Source organism: Methylobacter sp. BlB1 (assembly GCF_015476545.1).
GTDB lineage: Bacteria > Pseudomonadota > Gammaproteobacteria > Methylococcales > Methylomonadaceae > Methylobacter.
Genome location: NZ_JADMKV010000039.1, coordinates 1 through 24,555 on the forward strand (window position 1 = coordinate 1; position 24,555 = coordinate 24,555).

Consider the following 24,555-nt stretch of genomic DNA (forward strand, 5'->3'; position numbering starts at 1 on the left):
AAACATTGTCCATCTGAGCATCAGTCAAAGCTACAGGCTCAGCAGAAGCCAAACCCGTTGCAGTTAAAAGAACACCCGCTACCAATGTTTTCATCAGTTTATTTTTCATAATTAATTATCTCTATTTTTAGTATTATTAACATAACCCATCCTGAACCTATCAGAATGAGAGATTATTTACCGTAGCGTTTCCTCAAACTCCCTAAAGCACTCGGTAAATTCCTTCTGCGATCGTCGCCATCGAAGTATCCATTGGATGCCTAAGGCGCCGCCGACCGTTCAGGTGTCTCTTTTGGGAATCCGGCCATATTTTCCTGTCATGGCGCTTCCCTATATCCTTATATCCGGGCTAATCCTCGCCCTCTCGTACAAAAACTTAAGCTTTTCTTAAATCATTGGCCATACTGTAACCTAACTATATGACGATCATATGACAAGCTTCCCTCAGTCGATGACGAAAAAAATGGCTTGTTAAGTTGAGCCCATTTTCATCTCAACTGATAAAGGGCAGCGCTTCCCGTCTGGTCAATGCCCCAGCATGCATCTGATAGCCCGACCTTTAACTTAGCATATATCGTGCCCATGTTAATCAGTCGGGCCAATCTGGTGCTTTAGTCTAATAAAGCCATAAGGGCAAATAAGGGACGCACTGATCCAGTGCATTTTGAAATAAAAAGCTCAGAAATAGGGCATGTAACTTCATTGTTCCGCGCCCAGCCCGCTGCTTAGGTTTTATCTTAGTGAGCTATCGTTATTGAATAAAACGATATATTTAGATAAACGTATCGCATATTCTCATAAGGCAGCTTGGCCTCATTTTGCTTGGCAATAGCTTCGGTCAGGTACGATGTCCTGGAATGTACTTGTTGGCGGGAGTTTGTGGCTGCTTCATCAGCTTCTTCTAGACTGTCTAGTGGTGCTCAAACAACTTTGCGCTATAAGCGCTATCGGGCTGCGCTTAGCTTCGTGCCTACTGTTATCCGGCTTAATTGAAGGCTGGATTATAAATTGCCAAGTCTGCCATTGTTCGGATTTTCCGGCAATCAACACGCAAAATCGACCCTGGCCGATGATATGGATTGCCTTTTCCTAATCGTTAAGTTCCAGTCCTCAGCACCAGTATCTTCCCGATTGATTGAAGGCCTATCACCTCCTCAAGCATCAGTCCGGCCTGATCGAAAAGGTTTTGCCATTCAGCAAGCGTTCTTTCCCTGCCTCGGGTATTCACGAACATCTGCATATCGAAAGCCGCACTGGAATAATCGGCCTTCAATTCCGAAACAATCAATTCCATGAGCGCAATCCGGGCGCCGGTGTTCCCAATTGCAATAACGAGATTGCGTAAAACCTTGACGCAGTCTTCATCATCCATGCCATGTAAAACAGCGCACGCCAAGTAGATGTCTTTGTCGCTTGTCGCCTCAGGAATCGATTCGAACAGATCGCCGGTCTGAAAGCTCAGCCTCGCCAGCAGAGCCGGAGCCTCGCGCCCTAGCCAATAGTGTTCCGCTTCACGGACAATTTGGGCACGATCCATCACCAGGGCTTTCAGGTGCGGATGCCGTTTCAGGATTGCCAGGGATTTACTGCCTTTTGACCCGCCAATGTCAATGACGCGCTCGAAGCGTCCCCAATCGAAGTCCAGCGCGAAGCTGTCGCCGGCCAGCGCTTCCACGCTGTCCATCGCCAGCGAGAACAGGCGATCGAATTCGGGATGGCTATCCATATAACCGTACAGTTCCTGCCCATGCGTGAGCTGGAACGAAACATGTCCGCTCTGCATGCCCTGCTCCAGTTGCTCGTACCACGGCCGGCTCATCTCTTCTGAGTTATGCATCAGAATCATTGCGCGTACGCTTTTCGGATTGTCCTCCTTCAGATAAGCAGAAAGGCTATTGTTGGCGAACACGCGAGGCGACACCTCCTCGAAAACGCCCAGTGCCGCCAACATCCGGAGCAATCGGTAGATGCCATCAGGTTCCGCGGAAACGCGAGCGGCAATCTCGTCTGCGGCGAGCTGCTCGCTGCCCAGTACTGCGGCTATATCGAGCCGTGCGGCGACGTAAAGTGCCCGCGACTGCCAGAACGCTGAGCCGATCTGCATGAGGCGGAACGGCGGCGGTGTAATCCTGTTCGGGATGTTTTGCAGCCAACCGGCGAATTTCATCAATTTGGAGAACCGCCGAACGGCTCCGGCATTTTTCTGCAACGGCATAGCCCCTCCGTTACCGGTGCGCGGCCGGCGCAAGGCCCGCCGTAAAGAGTTGGCCGTTGAAGCTGGCCAGATCTTCGATAAAAGCGTCATCCATCGCGTGGCCCATTTGTTCTTCAAAAATGTCTTTCAACAGCATCGGCGTCATGGCCAGGCTGACGAAGGCCATTCTGAGGATATCCGGATCTACCGATGGCGCGATCTGCCCTTGCGTTTTCAAGTCGGCTACTTTCTTCGCCCCCCGCGTGCGTCCGCGTTCCAGCAGCTGTTGAATAAAACGCCGCCCCGGGCCCTGGTTCAGTGCCAGCACTTTCAGGATCAGCTTGGGGAATTCCGGCCGTGTGGTCATCGTGTCGTAATAGAGACGAAAGAAGCTCGAAAGACCTTCTGCCGATGACAACATCGGACCGTCCAGCACATCCAGCAGCGGGCCCAGCGTATCCCGGATCATCTCCTCGTACAGCCCCTCTTTGCTGCCGAAGTAGTAGCGGATCATGGAAATGTTGGCGTCGGCCTTCTCGGCAATCAGGCGGGTAGTGACCTTGTGGTATTCGTCAGCTAAAAAGCATTCCAGAGCAGCCTTGAGCAGCCGCGTCCGTACGGGGTCGGAAGAGTGTTGGTGGGCAATATTCATCGCTTTCTCCTATAGCGTGCAATCGGGAGTAGATTAGCATCCGCACGCCGGCCTCAACAGCATTTTCGTCAATCAGTTCACGTTGTTTGATTGACTGGCAATATCACATCTTTCTGCAAATGCTGTAGTTTCTATCCTGACCATATGCTTTCCGTCATAATATCTTTTCTTCCATGACCCGCAACTATAGGAAAACGTTATCAGACTTCTGAAATTAAAATGTCGAGCTCCCGCTCACAGGTTTGCTCTATAAGACAAAAAAAACCAAAGGCTCGCTGCAAACAATAAAATAGAGCCGCAAAGCAGCAATATCGGAAACGTCCAGGAAGAATTGCCCTGATGCGCACGTGCCGATTGGATTTTGTCGGCCGGTCTGGTTGGGCTTCTTCTTGGAGTGGGCGCAGCCTGGCTGAAATTGTTCTTTAAAGGCGAAGCTTGCGGTGCGGCATTTTGCGCCGGTTTCTCCCGTTGACGGCTCGGCAGCGATAAATAGACTTCACTCCCTAGCCCTATTTCATCGGCTGCCCGCCTAACGCTCTCCAGATCAACTAAAGTTTTGTTGGCTTCATAGCTGACACGAAGCGCCCTGTCGCAAAATGTATTAACCAGACGAGGCGTGCCCCGGGCAGCGCCTATAAGCGTTTCAATAGCCTCGTCGGTAAAAATTCTTGACTGGCAGCCCGCGATTTTCAATCGATGCATGATATATTCATGCGTTTGCAGAGGCGTCATTCTGCCAATGGCCTCTAGCCAAGCGATGCGCTGTTTGAACGACTCCAGGTTAGGCTGGGACAATTTATCAAGAAATTCCTCCTGTCCGATCAGGAGCATCTGTATTAGTTTGATATTGCCGTGTTCAAGATTATTCAAAAGCCGAACACACTCCAGCACATCGTCGGATATCTTGTGCGCTTCATCTATGATCAGCAGGCAGCGATTGCCTTCGCTATGGAGCTTTATCAAATAGTCCTTGAGATCTCTTAAAACAAAAACTCTGCCGGACAGCTCAGTCCTGATCCGCAATTCTTGTGTGAGAAAAAGCAACAGTTCATCACTGGTATCCGGCGGCTCGCCCAACCAGATTATTCTGGTTTTCTCGGGGATGGATACTATGAGCTTTTGGCTCAAGGTGGTTTTCCCGGTGCCGATGGGCCCTACCACTACCATCAAGCCTCTTCCCGCCCATAAACTATCAATTATGCGGCTGAGCACGCGACTGTAATCGCCTCGTTCGAAAAAACATGCCGGATCAGACACGTTTTCAAACGGCAGGCTTTGTAATGAAAAATGATTTGTATACATACCACCTCGTTCCAGATTGTTCAAAAGACGGATACGCTTCAGCACAGCGTCTGAAATATTATGTACTTCATCCATAATCACCCGGCAGAGATTGCCGTCCTGGTGAAGTTTTATTAAATACCTTTAACTTTTCAATTCAGGGTTGATATGCAATTCCTATGTGAGAAAAAGTAACAGTTCATCTTGTATTCGGCGGCACACCCAACCGGATCATTCCGGTCTTTTCGGGTACAGGCATCAAGAGTTTTTTAACTCCAGTACTTCTTTCCGTACCAATCGCCCCACTGCCATTAAGCCCTCTTTCTGCCCATGGCCTATCCATACATACGACAAACTTTCTGAACAAATGCCTTCCAGGCAAAGCACATTTAATTTACTACTGTCGTGCAGGCGCGAGTCTTATCTCTACGCGACGATTCTTCGACCGCCCCTCCCAAGTGAGGTTGGAAGCAAGCGGAACGGCATCGCCAAGACCTTTAACAAGGATTCTGTCGCTGGCGACTCCTTTCTGCTTCAGCAGCTGGGCAACTACCTTTGCACGCTGCATCGAGACGATTTTGTTCCATTTAAGGGCCTGAGCAGAACTAAAGCCGATCGGTGTCGATTTGTCGGCATGTCCTTCAACGATGACCTTATCCAAAGGCTGCGCACTGATAAGCGGGACAATGGCATCAATCGCTCTCTGTGCTTTTGCATTGGGTCTTACCTCCCCCGGAGGAAACGAGCTTCCATCAAGCACAAGCAGGCGCGCCGGCTTGTGCTCAGCAGGGCGTTTTTCCTCTGCAGACATTGGATTTACCGGCTCTGGCAGTTTCGCATGAATTTGCGCAACAACGGGTTCAGGAGAAGCCTGTGGTGAAGGCATGGCGTTCTGAGCCTTAGAAAGCGTAACATTTGGATCCTTCGAAGGCATGACGATCGGATCCTTTCGATTTCGATCATTTGCGTTATCGTTTGGCTCTACCTTGCTTTCCAACTGCGTTATGGGTAAGGCCGGTTTATTAAGAGCAACCGGTCCCTGCGTTTGTTCAGGCACCGATTTTTTGACAATCTTTTCAGGAGATCCAGACGGTTTATAGGCTTCTGTTTTACTGATTACCTTCTGCGAAGTCGATTCGCTCAGCACGGGAATTAATAGTGCCGAAATAAAAATCAAGATTGAAGCCCCAAACAACATAAATGAGATCGCGGTAATGGCTCTGTGCATTATGAAATACTCCAGTTGTTCCTTATTATCCACTTCGGCTTGAACAAACCCTCTTTTTCTTCGGCCCGGACCTATTCGCCCCCCATAGAGCCAGTCTCAGAGCCAGCTTTAATTTAGATGCTTTCCGAATCCAATCGTTTCATAAGTTTTCACGCTAATTTTATTAATTCTCCATACGATAGGGTTATTAAGTTCAGAGCGAGCGTTATCTGGCAATTACTCTGACCATCGGGTTTCTTTCATCCCCGTGGATTGAATCCCGCTATCGTCGCAGCGGACTGGCAGGCATCTCTAAAAAAGCGCCGGGCAACGTGAGGCGGACCCGCTTCCGCAATCAAGCGTTACTTCGTGCGTCTTGTCCGTGGAAATCGAAAGCAACCCGAACCGGGCTTTTCCTCCGAAAAGCCCGGCAAAATATTTAAGGTTCTGTACTACCCGTTCGCTATGCGCCGCTCATTCAGGGCAAAACCCCGCCTTCCATTTCAGCAGAACGCAATATTTTTGCAGCTTCAACCATATTGGCCAGCGCTTTCCGGACTTCATCCCATTGCCGCGTTTTCAGGCCGCAATCCGGATTGACCCATAACTGCTTGTGGCTGATTCTTTCGCCGGCCATTTTCAACAACGAGACAATATTTTCCGTCGTCGGGACATTCGGGCTATGGATATCGTAGACGCCCGGCCCTATGTCGTTCGGATAACGGAAATCGATAAACGCATCCAGCAGTTCCATATCGGATCGCGAGGCCTCGATGGTGATCACATCGGCGTCCAGTCCGGCAATGGCCTCGATGATGTCATTGAATTCCGCATAACACATGTGCGTGTGAATTTGCGTAGTGTCCTGGACGCCGCTGGCGCTGATGCGGAAAGCGCGCCCCGCCCAATCCAGATACTCGGCCCATTGCGACTGGCGCAGCGGCAGCCCTTCCCGGAAAGCCGGTTCATCGATCTGAATGATAGGGATACCGGCCTTTTCGAGCTCCAGCACTTCATCGCGCAAGGCCAGCGCCAGCTGATAGGCAGTGACCGAACGAGGCTGATCGTCTCGGACGAAGGACCAATTCAATAGAGTGACCGGGCCGGTCAACATGCCTTTCATCGGTTTGCCGGTCTTGCTTTGCGCATAAGTGATCCAGCGCACCGTCATAGGCACAGGCCGGCTGATATCGCCGTAAATGATCGGCGGTTTGACGCAGCGCGTTCCATAGGATTGCACCCAGCCGTGGGCAGTGGTCAGGACGCCGTCCAGCTGTTCCCCGAAGTATTCCACCATGTCGTTGCGTTCCGATTCGCCATGCACCAGCACATCAAGGCCCAGTTCCTCCTGCTCGCGGATGCAGTGCTCGATCTGCTGTTCCATCAGCTGGTTATAATCCTGCTCGCTGAGCAGGCCCTGCCTGAATTCGTGGCGAACCCTGCGGACCTCCGGCGTTTGCGGAAATGAGCCGATTGTCGTAGTCGGATAGCTGGGGAGCCTGAGCCTGATTTGCTGTTGTTCACGCCGTACCGTAAAACTGCTCCGCCTCCGGCCCATGGCTTCATCGATGGCCGCAATCCGGGCCTGAACGGCCTGATTATGCCCCAAGCCGCTTTTCCGGCGAGAACGGATAGCAGCGCTTGATGCCGACAACTCCGGCTTGGCCGCCGCCGTTCCTTCTTCGACAGCTCGGCGCAAAACCGCCAGTTCCGAGAGTTTTTGCCGGGCAAACGCCAGCCAGGGTTTAACCGTTTCATCCAATGCTGTCTCGAGCTCCAGGTCAATCGGCACATGCAGCAATGAACAGGAAGGTGCCAGCCAGAGCTCGCCCTTGAAACGCTCGCGTACGCCGGCAACGATCGCCAGCGCCGAATCCAGGTCGGTACGCCAGACATTGCGCCCGTCAACCAGCCCCAGCGACAGCACTTTATGATCGGCAAAATTATCGAGGACATGCGTCAATTGCCCGATTCCCTTGACCAGATCGATATGAAGTCCCGCCACCGGCAATTTACAGGTCAATGAGGTATGTGCGTTCAGTTCGCCAAAATACGTGGCCAACAGGATTTTGACCGCATTGTTCTGCAGGCGGTGGTAAACGGTTTCAAAGGCGCTGCTCCAGGCAACGGGCAGGTCCAGCACCAAGATGGGCTCATCAATTTGAATCCATTCCACGCCCTGCCCGGCCAGGCGCTGAATGATTTCCCCATAAACCGGCAGCAGGCGATCCAGCAGGTCCAGCTTGTTAAAATCGGTTCTCGATTTTGCCAGCCATAGCCAGGTCAACGGCCCCAGCAGAACCGGTTTCGGATTGAAGCCCAACGCCTGCAGTTCGCCCGTTTCATCGAATAATCGGGTGCTGGACAAGGCAAACTGTTGGTCCAGCTCCAGTTCCGGGACCAGGTAATGGTAGTTGGTATCAAACCATTTGGTCATTTCGCAGGCTCGATACGCCTGTCCATCGGTAGCCCGGCCTCGCGCCATTCTGAAATAAGTATCTAGGCCCAGCGGTTGTGTCAAAGGCCTGAAGCGCTCAGGCACAACACCGAGCATGGCGCTGGTATCCAGCACATGATCATAGTAGGAAAAATCACCGGCAGGGATAAGATCCAGCCCGCAGCCGGCTTGCAGTCGCCAATGGCGCTGGCGGATTTCGGCGGCAGCCTCGTCCAAGGCCGGCTGATCGATCTCGCCCCGCCAGTAGCGCTCCAAGGCAAATTTCAGTTCACGGTTTTCGCCCAAACGGGGAAAGCCCAGATTGTGAATTTTTATCATTGTTATTGCTCTCGTCGTGTATTTAAGGGACAAGCGCATTGTAGGGCTTGCGTAACATGATAAATATTGATAGTTTCTCACCATTTAATGAGAAAAATTCATAAATGGAACTGATCCATCTGCGCATCCTGCTGGCGCTCAAGCGGAGCGGGACATTAAGCTCCGCCGCCGAACAGCTGCACTTGACCCAGTCAGCCCTATCCCATCAAATGAAAAATCTGGAACAGCGCCTGGGAGTCATCCTGTGGCGGAAGCAGGGGCGCATGCTGATACTGACCCAGGCGGGAAAATACCTCTCCGACGTCGCCGAGTCAGTCATTGCCACCGTTGATTCCGCCGAACAGCACCTGGCCCTGCTGGGCGCCGGAAAAACCGGCAAACTGACCGTCGGCATCGACTGCCACGCCTGTTATGAATGGTTACGCACTATCCTCCAGCCTTATCTGCTGGCCTGGCCGGATCTGGCTGTCGAAGTCACGTCCCGTTACCGGTTCAACTCCTTTGAAGCCATAAGGCAATACAAGCTGGACGCGGTCCTGACGTCCGATCCCGCCTTTAACGGCGTGCTGCATTATCAGCCCTTGTTCGATTTTGAACTGGTACTCATCGTCGCAAGCCGGCACCGCCTGGCCTGGCGCGGCTTTATCGAGCCCTCAGACCTGCAACAGGAGGTCGTTCTGACCTATCCAGTTGACCGGGAACGCCTGGACATGTTCCGGAAAATCCTGCAACCCGCCGGCATTGAACCGTTGAACCACATCACTGTCGAGGAAACCGACATCATGCTGCAGCTGGCAGCCAGCCGGCGCGGCGTCTGCCTGCTGCCGGAATGGCTGCTGGCGGAAAAGGCCGGCAAACTGTCGCTGGACAGCCTGCGCTTTAAAAATTTGCCGTTAACCAAAACCATGTATCTGGCGACCCGTCATGAGGACGTGGCATTGGAATATATTCAGGGATTGATTGAGTTGGCGTCGAATAAGCCGAATGAAACCGCTATGCACAGACATCTTTAGGCCTTTGGCCCGCGCGGGTGACAGCCCAACCTCCTTCGGCCTGTTTAAATCGCACAATCACAAAGTCGACAGCAGTCATAGAGTCAGGCTTTACCGCCGCCATAAGCGGTCGATCAGCAAGATCGCTTCACTATCCGCCAAGTACTTAAAAGCAATTATTTAACTCTGCGCTAATTTTAAAATTATAAAATTTCCTTTAACGATTAAAATATGCCCTTTTTTATTAGAGAAAAACATGAAAAGAAGTAATTTATCAACAATACTGGTTCTTTCTGCATTAGCCACCGGCTGCGCATCCGTGAGCGGCTGGCGTCCGATTGTCGATCCTCGCATGGACCAGCATCCTGAAACCGTTCAGCGCGACATGCTGGAGTGCAAGACACTGGCGGATCAAGCATCGGATGTTACGAAAGAAATCGGGATGGGCGCTGGTGTTGGCGCTGTTACGGGTGCAGCAGGCGGCGCTGCGGTTGGCGCTATAGCGGGCAGTGCTGCGACAGGCGCCGCGGGCGGTGCTATTTTGGCTATCCCTGCCGGATTGTGGAAAGGTTATGAAGCTAACGAGGACTTTAAACGATCATTCAAAAAATGTATGCGTCAGCGCGGCCATACACTGGTCAACTAAAGGCAACCCTGACAAAACCGCCATTTTGGGCGAAGTAGCCGTTTCTGAAAAAACCGAAATTTCTGCTGCGGGCGTACAATCAGGCAGCAAATAAAAAGTGTGAACCTGATGTACCCGCCCAATACCGGCACAGATCGAGCAGCAAGCACTCTATCTTCCCGTAAAATATGTCCACAGTTCCTGCTTATCTTAACGGCAGTCAGTATTGAGCCACTAACCAGCCGATTGAAAATTTGGATTGATTAGAAGCTCTTTTTGGTAAATCTTTGGTAAATCTGGTAAATTTTCCACCAGCGCAACCATCGTTAATTTTCTGGGAGGTCATCATGCGAACATTGAAAAAACAATTAAAACACAATCTGGCTTTTTTACTTTTTAGCAGTCTGATTACTGCGGTTCCTGCAATGGCGGCAACAGACACCGAAGCTCAGGAAGAGTTCGCTAGAGCGCGTGCAAAGATCCACCAGGATGAAGTAGATCACACGGCGCACCAAAACCACGTCGATGAAAGCAAGGTATTTCGCGGCGTGTTTTACGGCTATCTCCCTTGCGACGATTGCTCAGGCGTTAAAACGACGCTATCCTTAAAACAGAACAACAATTATCTGCTGGTGACTCAGTATGCCAGAGAGTCTTCAAGAGAGTATTATGAAAAAGGCAAATACAGCTGGGATAATGAAAATCAGACCGTTGTCTTAACGCCCAAAAAAGGAGGAACTAAAACACGGCGCTATCATATTGAAGATGAAGGAACGCTCATTGAGTTCAATGAGGATGGCACCAAGAGAATCCAGGATGCAGATGACTATGCCTTACGGAGAAGCGATACCGTGAAATCCCGTGAAGTACACATTCACTAATGTATGACAGATCTGAAAATAACGGGTAGCGCATCCGGCTGACCCGCTTAAGAAACCGCCTTTTGGCAAAAAGCAGAGGCGGTTTTTTAGTATCGAAACAGAGACTGAAACTTTAAAGGGCTTTGCCGCAAAGTTAGCTAAGTCGTCTTTGGGGCAATGCCGTTATATAGCCCAAACGCATCGTAGTGCGCCATCGCATTAAGCCATAAGGCCGTCAAAGCTCGACATCATGATAAACATTCTGCACGTCATCCAGATCGTTCAACATATCCAGGAACTTTTCAAACAGCACCAGATCATCGCCGCTGATCGTCGTGGCCGTTCTGGGCAGAAATTGGATCTCGTCCACCTCAAAATCAATTTCGCCGAAAGCATCCATTAACGCTTGCTTGGCTTTGAAATAATCGGCCTGGGGCGTGAAGACGGTGATTTTCCCCTCATCGTTTTCAATATCGGCAACATCGACATCGGCTGAGAGCAACGCCTCAAGAACAGCGTCTTCGTCAGGATTGTGAAACGCCAGAATGGCGGCATGGTCAAACATGTGGCTGACTGTGCCTGGAGTGCCGATTTTACATTTTGTTTTGGTAAAGCACTGGCGCACGTCGCCAAAAGTACGGTTAGGGTTATCGGTCAAGCAGTCGACGATCACCATGCAGCCGCCAGGACCAAAGCCTTCGTAACGCGCCGGCTCAAAATTTTCGCCGCCGCTGCCTTTAGCCTTGTCGATGGCCTTCTCGATAACATGGGCAGGAACCTGGTCTTTCTTGGCACGCTCAATCAATCCCCGCAATGCCAAATTTCCAGCCGGGTCAATACCTCCCGATTTAGCGCTTACATATATCTCACGGCCATATTTGCTGTAGACCTTTGTCTTGGCATCAGCCGTTTTGGCCATAGATACTTTACGATTTTGGTAGGCTCTACCCATTTTGCTGTTGCTCCAATGGCAATAATTAAAAAATAACGGATTTTACAGATAAGTATTGGCCTAGGGAACATAAGAATTGCTTAACAATGCCGCGGGAATTCACGCCATAAAGCTATCTGGAGTTTTGGCTGGACCGCCGGAATTAATTTTAGGTGATCGATGGCATGATTGATTTGGATTGGCTATATAGTTACTACATCAAGCGCATGCCATTATCTGCGTCATCGATTATTTTAGATAAGTGTCTTCCTTGTGCAAGTCCCGGATGTCCTGGATGCTCACAGGCGCTGCATCATCGATAAATTCGACAACATCCGCACGAACTGAGATCTTGGGCAAAGCGAATAATATGAAATAAGTCGATGTTTGTTCATGCATTACGTTGACAAGCGCCTGCGGCTTTCCCTCGGTAATTCCAGCGGACTTATAAAGTTGGGTTATTGCTTTATCATAGCTCGGAGACTTCAGATTAATAAGCCCCAGAAGGCTAAAACCGACACTGCGGCCAGACGCATTCGCTCTTATAATTTTGAAATTCTTTCTCGATAAATCGACCGAGGTGGCCGTTAATACCTGCGTTCCGGCAGGCGCCGGAATCAGCCCGGATAGCGCGGGCATCGACGGGAGCGCGGCACAGCCGGTAAGCAACCACAGGATTGGCAGTATTTTCATTGATTTCATCATGAAACAGCACCTCCCATTGCTGGTTTGGACATTATTTTCCGTTTTGGACAGTGTAATGACGTTCACAGTTGCCTTAATTCGCGCATTTAATTGGTGCATTTAGTGCCATCAACGCACTATCATTGCGCACTCTGCCTCAACTACGGGTTAAAAATAGCCAAATCTATTGGTTTGAATAATGGCATCGATTGTGCTTCAAGAAAACTGATTTTTAACTCAATAATTTAGACTGCTTACGAAATGATAAGGCTAACCCTGGATCAGTTTAATCAACTTTACTTAGGATGCTTGGAGGAATCGGAACGTATAGAGCATACAGAAATAATCATCGCCCGATGTCATCACTCCGATTTAGGGCAAATCATATTGATTATCGACAGCAAAGAAGGCGTGGCGATTATTCACCAGGATTATGACTCTTTCGACTTACGAAGGAGCCCCGTATTGAGTGCAACAATTTAAATCCATTTGCCGGAAGCTCGGGCTTTTGTTTTTAGTCTGAGCGGCTTTATGATCGAAAATGATCGGTTTTTACTGTTGTATGATTAACGAAATCCGGCCATTTTGCGATGCATATTTAATCAAAAATTTAATACATAGATTGATAATAAAAAAGTAATGTAACCAGTCGGCCGGGATTGCATTCTCCTGCGGATTCGCGAGGGATATGCGGATTTTTGTGGACTTCGTTTCAATCTAGTGGTTTTATTTCAGCATTGATGAGCTAAAGAAGCCGCCCTGATTCAATGCCACAAACAATCCATGTATTACATTACGCATGCCTTTTCGTGACCTTTTTCGGTTAATTTTTTCAGGATTAGTCCGCTTATCCTTCATTCTTTGGCTCCCGGCTTCACAAGCGGACTGGCATGGGGATATAAAATTCCTGTCCGACTACGTCTATCGAGGCTATTCTAAAAGTCGAGGCAAGCCTGTCGTTCAAGGAAATATTGACTATCAGGACAACAGCGGATGGTTTGCCGGATTAGGCGTATCCCAGGTTCGCTTTGACGATCAACAATTCTCTGACCGTGCCGAGATTGAAATAAAACCCTACTTAGGCTGGAGCCTGCCCTTCTCCGCGGATTGGAGGGCGGAGTTATCGGTCAGTGGTTATATTTATGACAATAAAATCTTCAACCATGCCGCCGATTACGCAGAGTTTTACGCATCCTTGCATTATCAGGACTGGTTAAGCGCCACGGCATCCATTGCGCCGGATGCCTATCAACGCCGCGCCGATGTCGCAAATTATGAAATCACCTATCGCCGTGATATTGTGGATACCGTACAATTTTCCGCCGGCTTAGGCTACAACCAGGCCGGCGCATTGCTTGGGCATGATTACTTCTACTGGAATGCCGGCGTGTCGTGGTTCGCGACATCCTATTTATCCGTAGACTTTCGTTATATAGATGTTGATCTTCCCCATCAGCACCTCGAAGACCATTATGATGATTTTTATCCTCGGCAGCAGGAAAACAAATACCTGTTCTCCGTTACGCTGGGATTTTAAAAATATTTCAAAACAATTGAACCTTTTGCTTTGCTTAAGGAATACAGTTGCAAGACACCGGTTATCAAAGGAAAAAGGTTAAACCATGCTGCGTTTAGTGCCTAACCCAAAGCCTCCCGCACCCGACAAGGCTGCAGGCGATGACAATGAATATGCGTTGCTCCAGCGTATAGTCGAAGGCGATACGCTGGCATTTGAAAAATTTTACAAGCTTTACTACCCCAGATTGTTTCGGTTCATTTTGCGCATCACCCGGCAACCTGACCACATCGAAGAACTGATACAGGAAACCCTGCTGCTGGTTTGGGAGAAGCCGGAGCGCTTCAATCACAGTTGTAAAATTTCGACCTGGGTATTTGGCATTGCCTATCACAAGGCGCTTAAATCGATAGCCAGAGCAGCCAGAAACAACAATCTGGATGTCAATGAATTCTGCGAAATCATAGCCGATCCTTTAGCCAACCTGGCCGAAAATGCCGAAACTCAAGATTGGCTGAATTGCGCGCTCGACGTTCTGCCTGCCGATCAGCGCGCCGTGATCGAATTAACCTTTTACCACGGCCTGCCTTATCAAGAGATTGCTAAAATCCTCGATTGTCCGGAAAACACTGTCAAAACCCGTATGTTCCATGCCCGTAAAAAACTTCAGGCATTTGCGCAAGCAAAGGAGAATTAAGCCATGAATCAATCGACAACAGCCAGCCAACATCAACATCAGCATCAACAGGTCCAGCTCTTGTTGCCTTGGTACGTAAATCAAAGTCTGCTGAAGCATGAACATCGTCTGGTAGAGCACCACATCCGTTATTGCCTGCCGTGCCGCAAGGAATTGGACAGCCTGCGCAAATTGGCCGAAGCTGCAGCGCAAGTTTCCGATCAGGATCTGGCTGCAGAAACGTCTTTCGCAAGCCTGCGGGCAAAGCTGCCGGCAAGGGCACAATCAACCGCATCGGTAAAGACCATGCTACCCGGCAGAATCAGCAAGTTTGCAAATAAAACCAGCGTGGGTTTTGCAATAGCGGCTTCCTTATTATTGATGGTTATTCCGTTAACGCTGCATACAGTACAAACAAACCTGACAGGTGATTACTACACGCTGTCGGCAGCAAAACCCGAATCGGCCCGCGGCGAAGAATTGCGGGTAGTTTTTACCAAATCGTTATCCGATGCAGAAATCGCTGCGGTTCTGGCAGAAATACAGGGCCAGCTTGTCGGTGGACCCAACAGCGTCGGCGCCTTAACTGTACGGTTAGAAGCCGCCGGCAGCAGTCCTCACTTGCAGGAAGCCGTCGCCTTGCTACGCGGCCGTCAGGATGTGCTGCTGGCTGAACCTGTTACGCAGCCATGAAACTCATTCGATTCACGCTATTGGTTGTACTGGCCGCGCTATTGATAACCGGTTGTGTCAACAATACCGATTACTCGCGCTTGGGCGACAGCCCGAACGGTGACGAGAGGCGCCTGCTGGTGACTTTTGTCGACCGGACCATCAACCGTAAGTTGCCCGGCAATGCCCAGGATCATTATCGGTCGCGCGGCCAATACGGGAACTCCAACTGGAGTGAACGCATTGCCCGCCAGCTTGCCGAGCGTTATCAAATACAATTTGTCGCCCAATGGCCGGTTACAGCGTTAGGCGTCAGTTGCGTTGTTTACGAAGTGCCCGAAACATTGCCTTTGCCACAGGTAATGGCGGCTTTGCAAAAAGATCAGGATGTCGCTTCAGTGCAAAAAATGCAGACCTTCAATGTACTGAACGATAAGCATCCGGCAGACAAATCCTACAGTGATCCGTATCTGCATTTGCAAACGGGCTTTCAATCATTAGGCATAGCGGAATTGCACAAATACAGCACCGGTCAAGGGGTCCGCATCGCATTGATCGACACCGGCGTCGATGTCGATCACCCTGATTTGAAAGGCCAGATCAGCTATTCCGAAAATGTGGCGCCGGAACCCAGTGATCATAGCCTGGCAGAGATTCACGGAACGGCGGTGGCCGGCGTATTGTCGGCACGCGTGGATAACGGGATTGGCATTGCCGGCATCGCGCCGGCAGCCGAAATTCTGGCTTTTCGCGCCTGCTGGCCGGACAAGCCCGGCTCCCTGGCTGCGCGTTGCAACAGCTTCACTCTGGCTCTGGCGCTCAATCAGGCCATTCGCTTGAAAAGCCGTATTATCAATCTCAGCCTGAGCGGCCCTAAGGATCCCTTGCTGAAAATGCTGATTGATAAAGCGTTAAGCGAAGGCATCATCGTCATCGCCGCTGTGCCAGGCAAAGAGCAAATCGGAAACTTTCCTGCCGATATTCCTGGCGTGCTGGCCGTAGGGCGAGGCGGGGAGTCGGAAAAGCCGAGCTTTATCGCTCCCGGCCAGGACATTCTCACGACTGTCCCTCATGAATCTTATGATTTTATGACCGGCAGTTCCTTTGCCACGCCTCATGTTGCCGGCGTCATAGCGCTGCTGCTCCAGCTTCATCCTGATTGGCAGGCCAGCGACCTCAAACAGTACCTCAACAGCGAATCAGGTTTATTGACAGCGCATGCGCTGAATGCGGCCTCAGGAGATAAGCACACCAGCCCTAACTAGGGCCGAAAGGTTTTCCGCCATCAGGTAGAGCCATTTGCAGTATCTGTGGAACGGTTATTTGATAATCTTAAAAGGCATCAATAATTCATTCCGCAGATACCTTATAGTTCCGAAATCTCTACATATAGCGGCGTCGGGACATCTCAATGCCTGCCCCCCCTGGATTCTTCGATTAATGCTTTGATTAGCGCCCTTTGAATATCAGGATCGTTTTTATTCTGTACAAGCCATTTAGAAAGTGTCTGGCAACTGCAGCCGATAAATATCGCCACCTCCATAATATTAAATCCCTTCTCAATGTATTCGATAATGTCGGCTTTTTGATCATCTATGCAACATACGCCAGTGGGTCTACCTAATATACCACCAAGGGCTTTCTTAGCCTGTAATGCTCTTTTTATACGTTCTGCATTCATTTGTCGTTCCATTTGGGCAGATAATGATAGAGTAAAAAAAGTAGCCATGCTTCTTAAGCGGCTAATCCAAAAACAGTCGAAGATTTCACCCTGTAAATACCGCTAACAATGGATAGGTTCAAAGATATATAAATATTATTTTTAGCTATATCGAATGGCAATTCCCTTTCTGTACCAGCCAGCCACACCTGATTGCTAATTAATGCCCAAGCAATCAGAGCAGCAACAAAATGTGATACTACTCACAAAACTCCTTTATTTCTTTAATAAATCTGACCAATCCCCTCCAATTAATTGATGCTTAATCTTGAACTTCTATTATTTATAAATATTATTACTTAGTAATATTGCAAAGTAACTATATAGGAAAATAAAAACATAGCAAATATATAATATTTAGAACAATTAGAAAAATAACCGAGAAAAGCTGACTGATATCCTTTCCACTAGTTTGCCTGGCAACGCAAGTCTGCTGCGACAACTGCCTGTATTGTGACTGATCCCAATGGCATCAAAAAATGATGAACCTGATCGATGAGTTTTTCGCAACACATGAAAGGTTTTGGTCTGCACTCGGCACAACAGCGTCTCAGGAGAATGTTTATGTCTATACAAAAAATCTTAAAAGGGTTAGCAGCCGTGTCATTGATGCTTATGACAACGATTGCCGATGCGGCACCACCGACTAAAGGGACTATTACTACAGCACCGACCGTGACGGGCAATGCCCAAGGCCGGCTTTTGGCGAGCAACTGTTTCCAATGCCATGGCACTTACGGTAGCGGCGGCTTTTATCCGCTGTTCGGCAAGGGCAATGTCTCCAGCACATTGACCAAGTACCTTAGCGGAAGTTCTGACAGCATCATGGCCGCGCATTTAAAGGGCTACACGCCAGAACAATTGCAAGCTATAGCTGACTACTTTGCTAATCCTTAAGAAGAGGACATTATAATGAATCGTAGAAAATTTTTAGGCGTGACAGCCAGCGGATTGGGACTTCTGACACTCTCTTCATTTTCCGCCTTTGCCGCACGCGACTCAAATACAGCCCCTGTTCAGTTCGCGATCCCTACCAATACCGGGATCAACGGTCATATCGTTGTGCTAGGCGGCGGTATGGCTGGCGCCACCGTTGCCAAATATCTGCGGCTATGGGGCGGCACGGGGCTACAAGTGACGCTCGTGGAAAAAAGCGCAGCCTATACATCCAATATTCTAAGCAATACAGTGTTGACAGGTCAGCGCACCTTGGCCAATCTCGCCTATCATTACGATACGCTGAAGAATCATTACGGTGTTACGCTGATCAATAAAGAGGTAGCGGCAATTGATGCTGCTTCCATCCAGTTCGCAGACGGTACAGTATTAAGTGGTCATGACAGGCTGGTAGTTGCACCTGGGGTTGAATTCGATTTAATGCCCGGCATGACCAGTGTGGATGAATATGACACCCTAATTCCGCACGCCTGGAAAGCGGGGCCACAAACTACTTTACTGCGCGATCAACTCATCAATATGACCGATGGCGCTGATGTGGTTATCACGATTCCCAAAGCGCCTTATCGTTGCCCTCCTGGGCCTTACGAGAGAGCCTGCGTTATCGCTGACTGGTTAAAAGCGAACAAACCGAATAGTCAAGTCATTGTTCTGGATACCAATGCGGATATCCTGGTTGAAAAAGATAACTTCAACTATGCCTTTACCGTGACACATGCCGGTGTGATCGATTACCGTCCGGGCTGTACGATAACCGATGTAGACAGCGCCACTCGGGTTGTCACTTATAATCAGGGCTTGTCTCTTGATAACACGGTTGAGGCTGGCGTCCTTAATCCGATTCCACCACAGCGAGCCCCAAAGCTATTGGCGGATGCCGGCCTGCTAAACAGCCCGGATGGCCGCTTTGCCGCGGTGGATGTCTTGAGCTACGAATCGACGGCCATCCCGGGCATCCACATCCTCGGCGATGCGAGCAGTACGACAATGCCTAAGGCCGGCCATATAGGCAACCAGCAGGCCAAGACCTGCGTGGATGCTATCTTGCGCATGCTTCAGGGCCAGTTGCCGGACCCATCGCCGGTTACCAATTCAGCTTGTTTCACTCCGATCACCGCGAGCACAGCCACTTGGCTTGCTGCAGTGTATCAATATGATCCAGGCACTAAAAAGATGGTAATCCCCGCTCAGCACAATAATGGCACGGCTATTTCCGCCCCCACAGCCAGCACGAGAAACTATCAGGATATGTTGACCTGGTTCAACTCGCTGATGGGAGATACGTTCGCCTAACGTATTTGTATAAGCAAGAGCAGAGCTTTGCAGCAACGCCGCTTGGCTGAATGGGAGGCTCTGCTTTTTGCTTTTAACATTGATTCTATCTACAATTAACTGAAGCGACATGATCAAATGTCCGCCATGCAAGAGCCAAAACATGGCCTGAAATACCCAAACGACTAAGTGACGCTGGGTCAACTCCCTAACTGTCGTTCAGGTCAATTATTAGGATCACCATCGCCTGCTTTAATCACTCCCATCGCACCTAAACCGACATAATTAAAGGCATGAGTCACGATAGGATAGAGCCCATCTTCTTTTGTAGTGAATTCCACAATAGCGCCTTGAGCGGGTGCTAAATCGACTGCCTGCGAGCCATAACCACCTGCATTTCCTGGAGATAACTCAACCCCCTCTTTAATGACGCGATCAAAAATTGTGCCGACGATATGGAAAGTACTGTCTTGGTTAGGACCGACATTTAAAACAAATATGCGCACCTTTTTACCTGTACCTACTTCGATAGGATGATCTTTGTATTGAAACGCTACGCCATTAAAAACCACGAAATCCGGACCGGCGCTCGCCATGCCAGCGTGATTAAAATCAATATTGCCGCCTGGCTTTCCAGTATAAAACTCGCTTTGCACTATAAAGAACTCATGATCTACTGGTTCCAGACCACCTCTAGGCTCGACAATGACCATGCCATACATGCCGCTGGCAATGTGATGTAATGCGGGGTTTGTTCCACAGTGATACATCCATACGCCTGCATAATCCGCATGCCACTCAATATATTTATCTTCCCCAGGGTTAATTGAAGCCATTGCATCATTGGGAGCTACTTGACTGGCATGAAAATCAACTGAATGAGGATGCTTGTTGGTAGATGGATTGATCAAATGAAGCCTAATGGTATCCCCTAAATGCACTCTAGCGACAGGCCCTGGTACTGTGCCGTTAAATGTCCACAGCTGCTGGCTGACTCCGGGAGCAATAGTTATTGACTCTTCTGTAGCGAATCCTTCCCAGTTATGCACCCTGGATTCAGGAAGTGTAGGTGCTCTAGGATCACGTAACACATAAGGCGCGGCAGTAGCTACAGGACCGGCGTCTATAGCGGAGACAAAGGCAATTGCAATAAAAAAAGCTCTACTTTTCATTATTTAACCTCTATCAGATGAGCCTCTGAAACATGCCTTGTAATCAATTTACAAGGCATCGCATTTTCAGCGTTTGATTTTGTTAAAAATGCAGTGCAGACTCGACTATCCAAAGCCGCCCCGGCAGAGGAAACCTATTCCAGTTTCTAGGGGTCTCAAAGCCAAACAGTTCCCTTGAATACCAGTTCTATTCCGTCGAATCTGGCCGTTTCCTATGCATCCTGTCATCAAGTCGATAGCAGATCATTGAAATCGTCCCACTTTGCGGCTGTTTCCGGTGTCACTGCACGTCAAGGCGACCAAAAGCCCCGTGCTGCTCATCGCCCGGCCCTGCCGTAAAGAACAGAGTGTTGACCGGTTGGTTCTCGAAGCCATTGCCAAAGGCGAGTCCCCACAAGCCCTCGATCTGGATGGGCGTGCCGCTGGCAGATTCGAGCCGGCCTACAAACTCACCCGTCGCCAGATCAAAGGCGTTGATCCTGCCGTCGCCGAAATTGCCCACCAACAGGTGGTTGCTGAATTTGCCGAAGCCTGCCGGCGCCAGGGCCATTCCCCAAGGCGCGTTCAGATTTTGCCGTGATGCTGAGTCGACAGCCACGAAACGTCTGAGCAAAACACCGTTGGGGTCGAACACATTGATCAAGCCGAGCCCCTCGCCTTTCTCGTCATCGCGCAGACTGGGGTCCTGTTTGGCATAGGTAACGTAAATGTTGCCGTTGATTGCCTGTATGCCAAACGGCGCGCCGATTGAAGGAACCGCCGGGTCCGCAAACGCCCCCTCAGGCAGGGCCACAGGCTTGAACGAGCTGTCAAAGACATCGATTTTTCTGTTACGGAAATCGGTGGCATAAAGCAGACCGCCGCGGCCGCCCGCACTGATGGCAAGTCCCTTGTAAATCGCGCCGGCGGATGTCGAATTGTCGATGACGCGGATCGCGTGCGTTTGATCGACATTGGGCGCCCAGCCCGCGATTACACCGTCTTCGGTCGCGAAGATAAAGCGGCTCGGCCCGGAAACCGCGCCCTTCGACACCACGAAATCTGATGGCGAGCCGCTATAAACGATGCCTGTCGGGTTTCCGCCGCCAGCGTCATTGCCTGGCGACGGAATCTGGACTACCAGGGGTCGGGCATTGCCTAAGCCGTCATACAGCGTGGATACCCCGGTGCCGTTGTTTGCCACCCATGCGGGACCGAAGGGATTGAACGCAAGCCCCCAGCTGTTGACCAGGTTGGGATCGGTGTGGATTGGCGGAGGAAAGCCGCTCGGAGTAAAGCCATCGGATATATAGTTCAATTGGTAAAAACTTCCATTGGAAGGTACGACGAAGGCAGCAAAATTTCCTCCGGTAGAGGTTGTAGAAGGCGCAGCAATGCTTCCCCCATTAGGAGGAGAAAGGACTGGGGATGTAGAAAAGTCCCTGCTAGGCATGATAGATGCAGAAAATTTCCTGTTAGGTGGCGTGGATGAAGAAAATTTCCTGCTAGGTGGCGTGGATGCAGAAAAATTTCTGTTGGATATGGTGGTTGGGGCAAAACGTTTCTGGGCCGGACTCGTAGGCGCAGCAGAGCCATTCTCTGCAGGCGCGGTAGACTGGGCAAAATTCCCCTTGGCAGTAGCGGCAAAGGCGTCAGGTGTGGCGACGAGAACCATCGCAAGCACCAAGGATACACAGCAGCCTTGTACAAGGACGCAAGATGCTTTCATTTTCGGCTCCTTATAGAAGAATTTGGGGGAAACTATCTAAAACAGGTGCCATCTGTCGCTGAAACTACGCAATGTAGTCAGCGTTCTCTCTAGAGCTGAACCCGTCCAAGTTGGTTCAAACATTTTTGATTTCGGGCGGTAGCGCAATAAATGGATTGCGTCGCATTTTTCAGCAAATCTGACAGACAGGCATCCGGGTTCTGGCCAGCATGTGTATAAAAGCGTGAAAAACCAGGAAGCCAATGGTTTAATAACGACTCTACGGACTCTCCATTAATCCATATTAAAAGGACAAACCATGCTCGCACCCCAAATCGGAGTCGGAGTACTCGTCATTGAATATGTGACGGTCTTCGTGCTGGCAAAGCGGGAATCGGGCGTTGTCGAAACCAAAGAGCCAGAAAAGTGCGAAGACTGGGAATGGTTTGACTGGTCCCATCTGCCCGAACCCCTGTTTGCACCGCTGGCAGCCTTGCGCCGCCAGGGCTTCATCTTACCGGATGGCTCTTGATCCCAGGCACTGAATATCACCAAATAAAGGACAAAGTTATGAAAAGCATTTGCGTGTACTGCGGCTCCAGCCCTGGCAGGCTGGAAGCCTATTCCAACGCCGCCCGCGCCCTTGCCGGGGCGCTCGTCGCTAGAAACATAAGACTGGTCTACGGCGGCGCCGGCGTCGGCATCATGGGCCTGTTGGCGGACACGATGCTGCAGCTCGGAGGCCAGGCGGTGGGGGTAATCCCCGAAGGGCTCGTCCGCCGGGAGGTCGCGCACAAGCATCTGACCGAACTGCACGTCACGCAGTCCATGCATGAGCGCAAAATGCTGATGGTGGAGCTTTCCGACGGGTTCATTGCCCTGCCAGGCGGAATCGGCACGCTTGAGGAACTCTTCGAAGTCTGGACATGGGCGCAGCTCGGATTGCATAGAAAACCCTGCGGGCTACTGAACATAGCGGGTTATTTCGATGCGCTGACCGCGTTTCTGGATCATGCCGTAACGGAACAGTTCATCAAACAACTTCATCATTCGATATTGATCGTCGAGCGTGAACCGGAAGCGTTACTCGACCGGTTCGGCAGTTATGTGCCGCCGGCCGTTACCAAGTGGATGGAAAAAGATGAGACATGAAAGGTTGGCGCTTAGCCGGAGCATGGCTATAACACGATAATATTTTTACTTTCCGGACGCTCTGTCCAGTTAGCTTTACATTATGAAGTAAAAAGGCGAATCATCATGATCAGGCAGGTTGGAAGGACTGTTATCAATCCAAAACACTTGGCGACATGCCATTGCGGCGCTGTCGTGCTGGAACTCGACTTGCCTGACGGCATCGTTGACCCTCGTCGGTGCGACTGTTCGATCTGCCGGAGGAAGGGCGCGATAGTCGCCTCGGTTTCGCTTTCCGGCATCAGGATCATCCAGGGCCAGGATGCGTTGAGGCTCTACCAGTTCAACACCATGACCGCGAAGCATTACTTCTGCTCCATCTGCGGCATCTATACGCATCATCAGCGCCGGTCGAATCCCGAACAGTACGGCTATAACGTCGGCTGCCTGGAAGGCGTCAATCCGTTTGAAATCGAGAGCGTGCCGACGAACGACGGCGTTAACCATCCGGCTGATCGCAGCGCTTTATAGTCCGGTAAATGTGGCGAGGCAATATTGATGTGCATCCTATCGATTAGCACACCCTCTTACATTGATAAATCGGTCGCCTGATTAAGTAAGCCGCTTAGGCAGCGGCTTTCCGTTATACAGTTCCCGCAGATACTATCGGCCGAGCAAGGCCGAAGCAGTAACGCCCAGGCCTTGCTCGACTCTGGTTCATTCTAATCGTCCATTAGCTCCCCAGGACTATTGAAATATTCATCCTCTATACCACTCGGACCATAAGTGTAAAAACTAAAAGAACTATTGATATACCTAAGCTCTCCAGCCGAAAAGGTTAAAGTAGTATGATGTGATGTGCTAGAGCCAGTGCCCCACACATAAAATGCCGTAGGTCCTCCTGAATTTACACGCGCCAGAAGAACACCATGACAACCTAGAGTTTCAACAACTTCGTCATAGGTCATCCCTTCCTGGAGCTTACTTATTTGGGATTGTTCGGGTTTACAAGTGGGAAAGCGTCCAGCGGCGCAATAATTGTCGTGGGCCCCCCAAATAACAGAATGGGCCGCATAAACGGAACATCTTGTAATATCGTCAACCCGAGGTTCTTCACTAGAAAGCACGCCAAGCGTTCCATCCGGATTGAACTTCAATTTGACATTTGCATACGCAACCTTTCCTTCAATCACGACTGTCGGAATAGTCGCCGTGCCGCTAGCAGGATCATAAGTAGTCGCAGTCTTGGAAACGGAAGGCTTTTCAGTGGAAATAACGCTGAATGATAGATCTGAATTTCGCTCCAATTTGACGTTTACAAACTCAAGCTTATCGTTAACCATTACCTTAGGAATAGTTATTTTACCAAAATAATATTGATCGTTTACACGTTTTACCATGTACTGATTGTTTCTTACAGGGTTTACCCTGTCTTCCGCTTGACCGACAGTTGTCAGGAACAGAGCCGCCAAAAACACCCCTAGTTTTTTTATTTTCATAGTCCTTTTACTCCCATAATCCCAGTAGATCAGTTATGTAGTTCTTAAAAA

General features: G+C 50.0%; 24 protein-coding genes. 13 read left to right on the forward strand and 11 right to left on the reverse strand.

What is annotated here, in order from left to right; genetic code table 11:
- Positions 1-1,096 precede the first annotated feature (1,096 nt).
- The 5 genes from IT781_RS14370 to metE all read right to left on the reverse strand — a co-directional run bounded on the left by IT781_RS14370 (position 1,097) and on the right by metE (position 8,110).
- Positions 1,097-2,215: a methyltransferase gene (locus tag IT781_RS14370; protein WP_194970862.1), complete on the reverse strand. Its 1,119-nt coding sequence runs from the start codon at positions 2,213-2,215 to the stop codon at positions 1,097-1,099.
- A 10-nt stretch (positions 2,216-2,225) separates the two neighbouring features.
- On the reverse strand, positions 2,226-2,846 hold the full coding sequence (locus tag IT781_RS14375) for a TetR/AcrR family transcriptional regulator (protein ID WP_194970863.1): 621 nt from the start codon (positions 2,844-2,846) through the stop codon (positions 2,226-2,228).
- A 234-nt stretch (positions 2,847-3,080) separates the two neighbouring features.
- Positions 3,081-4,223: an ExeA family protein gene (locus tag IT781_RS14380; RefSeq protein WP_228779164.1), complete on the reverse strand. Its 1,143-nt coding sequence runs from the start codon at positions 4,221-4,223 to the stop codon at positions 3,081-3,083.
- Between the two features lie 301 nt (positions 4,224-4,524).
- Complete coding sequence (locus tag IT781_RS22735; RefSeq protein ID WP_194970864.1) at positions 4,525-5,355, reverse strand: OmpA family protein; 831 nt, start codon at positions 5,353-5,355, stop codon at positions 4,525-4,527.
- Positions 5,356-5,812: 457 nt separating this feature from the next.
- Positions 5,813-8,110: a 5-methyltetrahydropteroyltriglutamate--homocysteine S-methyltransferase gene (metE, locus tag IT781_RS14390; protein ID WP_194970865.1), complete on the reverse strand. Its 2,298-nt coding sequence runs from the start codon at positions 8,108-8,110 to the stop codon at positions 5,813-5,815.
- Between the two features lie 104 nt (positions 8,111-8,214).
- Here metE and IT781_RS14395 point away from each other — a divergent pair, with 104 nt between their 5' ends.
- The 3 genes from IT781_RS14395 (at position 8,215) to IT781_RS14405 (ending at position 10,608) form a co-directional block, all read left to right on the forward strand.
- On the forward strand, positions 8,215-9,123 hold the full coding sequence (locus IT781_RS14395; protein WP_194970866.1) for a LysR family transcriptional regulator: 909 nt from the start codon (positions 8,215-8,217) through the stop codon (positions 9,121-9,123).
- Positions 9,124-9,358: 235 nt separating this feature from the next.
- Positions 9,359-9,748, forward strand: coding sequence for a glycine zipper family protein (locus tag IT781_RS14400; protein ID WP_194970867.1), 390 nt, complete (start codon positions 9,359-9,361; stop codon positions 9,746-9,748).
- 326 nt (positions 9,749-10,074) lie between these two features.
- Positions 10,075-10,608 (forward strand): copper resistance protein NlpE, encoded by a 534-nt coding sequence (locus IT781_RS14405; protein WP_194970868.1) that lies wholly within the window; start codon positions 10,075-10,077, stop codon positions 10,606-10,608.
- Positions 10,609-10,822: 214 nt separating this feature from the next.
- On the opposite strand, the gene IT781_RS14410 is transcribed toward IT781_RS14405, so the two are convergent.
- Positions 10,823-11,539, reverse strand: a complete 717-nt coding sequence (locus tag IT781_RS14410) for a YebC/PmpR family DNA-binding transcriptional regulator (RefSeq protein ID WP_194970869.1) — start codon at positions 11,537-11,539, stop codon at positions 10,823-10,825.
- A 228-nt stretch (positions 11,540-11,767) separates the two neighbouring features.
- Positions 11,768-12,223: a DUF6567 family protein gene (locus IT781_RS14415; protein WP_194970870.1), complete on the reverse strand. Its 456-nt coding sequence runs from the start codon at positions 12,221-12,223 to the stop codon at positions 11,768-11,770.
- Between the two features lie 778 nt (positions 12,224-13,001).
- On the opposite strand from IT781_RS14415, the gene IT781_RS14420 reads away from it, so the two are divergent.
- The 4 genes from IT781_RS14420 (at position 13,002) to IT781_RS14435 (ending at position 16,331) form a co-directional block, all read left to right on the forward strand.
- Complete coding sequence (locus tag IT781_RS14420; RefSeq protein ID WP_194970871.1) at positions 13,002-13,739, forward strand: TorF family putative porin; 738 nt, start codon at positions 13,002-13,004, stop codon at positions 13,737-13,739.
- Positions 13,740-13,824: 85 nt separating this feature from the next.
- Entirely contained in the window at positions 13,825-14,415 is a 591-nt protein-coding gene (locus tag IT781_RS14425; protein ID WP_194970872.1) for an RNA polymerase sigma factor, read from the forward strand.
- A gap of 3 nt (positions 14,416-14,418) precedes the next feature.
- Positions 14,419-15,087: a hypothetical protein gene (locus IT781_RS14430; protein WP_194970873.1), complete on the forward strand. Its 669-nt coding sequence runs from the start codon at positions 14,419-14,421 to the stop codon at positions 15,085-15,087.
- The gene (locus IT781_RS14435) at positions 15,084-16,331 is read left to right on the forward strand and encodes a S8 family serine peptidase (protein WP_194970874.1); all 1,248 of its coding nucleotides are present in this window, start codon (positions 15,084-15,086) and stop codon (positions 16,329-16,331) included. Before IT781_RS14430 ends, IT781_RS14435 begins: the two co-directional genes overlap by 4 nt.
- Positions 16,332-16,474: 143 nt before the next feature.
- Here IT781_RS14435 and IT781_RS14440 read toward each other — a convergent pair whose 3' ends face one another.
- A complete protein-coding gene (locus IT781_RS14440; protein ID WP_194970875.1) occupies positions 16,475-16,747 on the reverse strand; it encodes a hypothetical protein in 273 nt (90 codons plus the stop codon).
- A 603-nt stretch (positions 16,748-17,350) separates the two neighbouring features.
- Here IT781_RS14440 and IT781_RS14445 point away from each other — a divergent pair.
- Together IT781_RS14445 and IT781_RS14450 are read left to right on the forward strand one after the other, a co-directional pair.
- Positions 17,351-17,683 (forward strand): cytochrome c, encoded by a 333-nt coding sequence (locus IT781_RS14445; RefSeq protein ID WP_194970876.1) that lies wholly within the window; start codon positions 17,351-17,353, stop codon positions 17,681-17,683.
- Positions 17,684-17,698: 15 nt separating this feature from the next.
- Complete coding sequence (locus IT781_RS14450; protein ID WP_194970877.1) at positions 17,699-19,036, forward strand: FAD-dependent oxidoreductase; 1,338 nt, start codon at positions 17,699-17,701, stop codon at positions 19,034-19,036.
- A 203-nt stretch (positions 19,037-19,239) separates the two neighbouring features.
- Here the strand turns inward: IT781_RS14450 and IT781_RS14455 are convergent, their stop codons facing one another.
- Together IT781_RS14455 and IT781_RS14460 are read right to left on the reverse strand one after the other, a co-directional pair.
- On the reverse strand, positions 19,240-20,187 hold the full coding sequence (locus tag IT781_RS14455) for a multicopper oxidase domain-containing protein (protein ID WP_194970878.1): 948 nt from the start codon (positions 20,185-20,187) through the stop codon (positions 19,240-19,242).
- Between the two features lie 280 nt (positions 20,188-20,467).
- The gene (locus IT781_RS14460; protein WP_228779165.1) at positions 20,468-21,484 is read right to left on the reverse strand and encodes a TIGR03118 family protein; all 1,017 of its coding nucleotides are present in this window, start codon (positions 21,482-21,484) and stop codon (positions 20,468-20,470) included.
- Between the two features lie 133 nt (positions 21,485-21,617).
- Here IT781_RS14460 and IT781_RS22425 point away from each other — a divergent pair, with 133 nt between their 5' ends.
- From IT781_RS22425 to IT781_RS14475, 4 genes are all read left to right on the forward strand, one after another.
- Complete coding sequence (locus IT781_RS22425; RefSeq protein WP_228779166.1) at positions 21,618-21,911, forward strand: hypothetical protein; 294 nt, start codon at positions 21,618-21,620, stop codon at positions 21,909-21,911.
- 282 nt (positions 21,912-22,193) lie between these two features.
- Complete coding sequence (locus IT781_RS14465) at positions 22,194-22,406, forward strand: hypothetical protein (RefSeq protein WP_194970879.1); 213 nt, start codon at positions 22,194-22,196, stop codon at positions 22,404-22,406.
- Between the two features lie 38 nt (positions 22,407-22,444).
- On the forward strand, positions 22,445-23,026 hold the full coding sequence (locus IT781_RS14470) for a TIGR00730 family Rossman fold protein (protein WP_194970880.1): 582 nt from the start codon (positions 22,445-22,447) through the stop codon (positions 23,024-23,026).
- Between the two features lie 105 nt (positions 23,027-23,131).
- Positions 23,132-23,536, forward strand: coding sequence for a GFA family protein (locus IT781_RS14475; protein WP_194970881.1), 405 nt, complete (start codon positions 23,132-23,134; stop codon positions 23,534-23,536).
- A gap of 191 nt (positions 23,537-23,727) precedes the next feature.
- On the opposite strand, the gene IT781_RS14480 is transcribed toward IT781_RS14475, so the two are convergent.
- A complete protein-coding gene (locus IT781_RS14480; protein WP_194970882.1) occupies positions 23,728-24,504 on the reverse strand; it encodes a hypothetical protein in 777 nt (258 codons plus the stop codon).
- Positions 24,505-24,555 lie beyond the last annotated feature (51 nt).

Excerpts from the sequence above, each read along its gene's own strand:
- metE (WP_194970865.1), bottom strand. The coding sequence starts at position 8,110 with ATGATAAAAATTCACAATCTGGGCTTTCCCCGTTTGGGCGAAAACCGT.
- IT781_RS14420 (WP_194970871.1), top strand. The coding sequence starts at position 13,002 with ATGCCTTTTCGTGACCTTTTTCGGTTAATTTTTTCAGGATTAGTCCGC.
- IT781_RS14440 (WP_194970875.1), bottom strand. The coding sequence starts at position 16,747 with ATGAATGCAGAACGTATAAAAAGAGCATTACAGGCTAAGAAAGCCCTT.
- IT781_RS14375 (WP_194970863.1), bottom strand. The coding sequence starts at position 2,846 with ATGAATATTGCCCACCAACACTCTTCCGACCCCGTACGGACGCGGCTG.
- IT781_RS14405 (WP_194970868.1), top strand. The coding sequence starts at position 10,075 with ATGCGAACATTGAAAAAACAATTAAAACACAATCTGGCTTTTTTACTT.
- IT781_RS14455 (WP_194970878.1), bottom strand. The coding sequence starts at position 20,187 with ATGAAAAGTAGAGCTTTTTTTATTGCAATTGCCTTTGTCTCCGCTATA.
- IT781_RS14445 (WP_194970876.1), top strand. The coding sequence starts at position 17,351 with ATGTCTATACAAAAAATCTTAAAAGGGTTAGCAGCCGTGTCATTGATG.
- IT781_RS14415 (WP_194970870.1), bottom strand. The coding sequence starts at position 12,223 with ATGATGAAATCAATGAAAATACTGCCAATCCTGTGGTTGCTTACCGGC.
- IT781_RS14425 (WP_194970872.1), top strand. The coding sequence starts at position 13,825 with ATGCTGCGTTTAGTGCCTAACCCAAAGCCTCCCGCACCCGACAAGGCT.
- IT781_RS14400 (WP_194970867.1), top strand. The coding sequence starts at position 9,359 with ATGAAAAGAAGTAATTTATCAACAATACTGGTTCTTTCTGCATTAGCC.
- IT781_RS14410 (WP_194970869.1), bottom strand. The coding sequence starts at position 11,539 with ATGGGTAGAGCCTACCAAAATCGTAAAGTATCTATGGCCAAAACGGCT.
- IT781_RS14450 (WP_194970877.1), top strand. The coding sequence starts at position 17,699 with ATGAATCGTAGAAAATTTTTAGGCGTGACAGCCAGCGGATTGGGACTT.
- IT781_RS14480 (WP_194970882.1), bottom strand. The coding sequence starts at position 24,504 with ATGAAAATAAAAAAACTAGGGGTGTTTTTGGCGGCTCTGTTCCTGACA.
- IT781_RS14380 (WP_228779164.1), bottom strand. The coding sequence starts at position 4,223 with ATGGATGAAGTACATAATATTTCAGACGCTGTGCTGAAGCGTATCCGT.
- IT781_RS14465 (WP_194970879.1), top strand. The coding sequence starts at position 22,194 with ATGCTCGCACCCCAAATCGGAGTCGGAGTACTCGTCATTGAATATGTG.
- IT781_RS14370 (WP_194970862.1), bottom strand. The coding sequence starts at position 2,215 with ATGCCGTTGCAGAAAAATGCCGGAGCCGTTCGGCGGTTCTCCAAATTG.
- IT781_RS14475 (WP_194970881.1), top strand. The coding sequence starts at position 23,132 with ATGATCAGGCAGGTTGGAAGGACTGTTATCAATCCAAAACACTTGGCG.
- IT781_RS22425 (WP_228779166.1), top strand. The coding sequence starts at position 21,618 with ATGATAGATGCAGAAAATTTCCTGTTAGGTGGCGTGGATGAAGAAAAT.
- IT781_RS14395 (WP_194970866.1), top strand. The coding sequence starts at position 8,215 with ATGGAACTGATCCATCTGCGCATCCTGCTGGCGCTCAAGCGGAGCGGG.
- IT781_RS14470 (WP_194970880.1), top strand. The coding sequence starts at position 22,445 with ATGAAAAGCATTTGCGTGTACTGCGGCTCCAGCCCTGGCAGGCTGGAA.
- IT781_RS14430 (WP_194970873.1), top strand. The coding sequence starts at position 14,419 with ATGAATCAATCGACAACAGCCAGCCAACATCAACATCAGCATCAACAG.
- IT781_RS22735 (WP_194970864.1), bottom strand. The coding sequence starts at position 5,355 with ATGCACAGAGCCATTACCGCGATCTCATTTATGTTGTTTGGGGCTTCA.
- IT781_RS14435 (WP_194970874.1), top strand. The coding sequence starts at position 15,084 with ATGAAACTCATTCGATTCACGCTATTGGTTGTACTGGCCGCGCTATTG.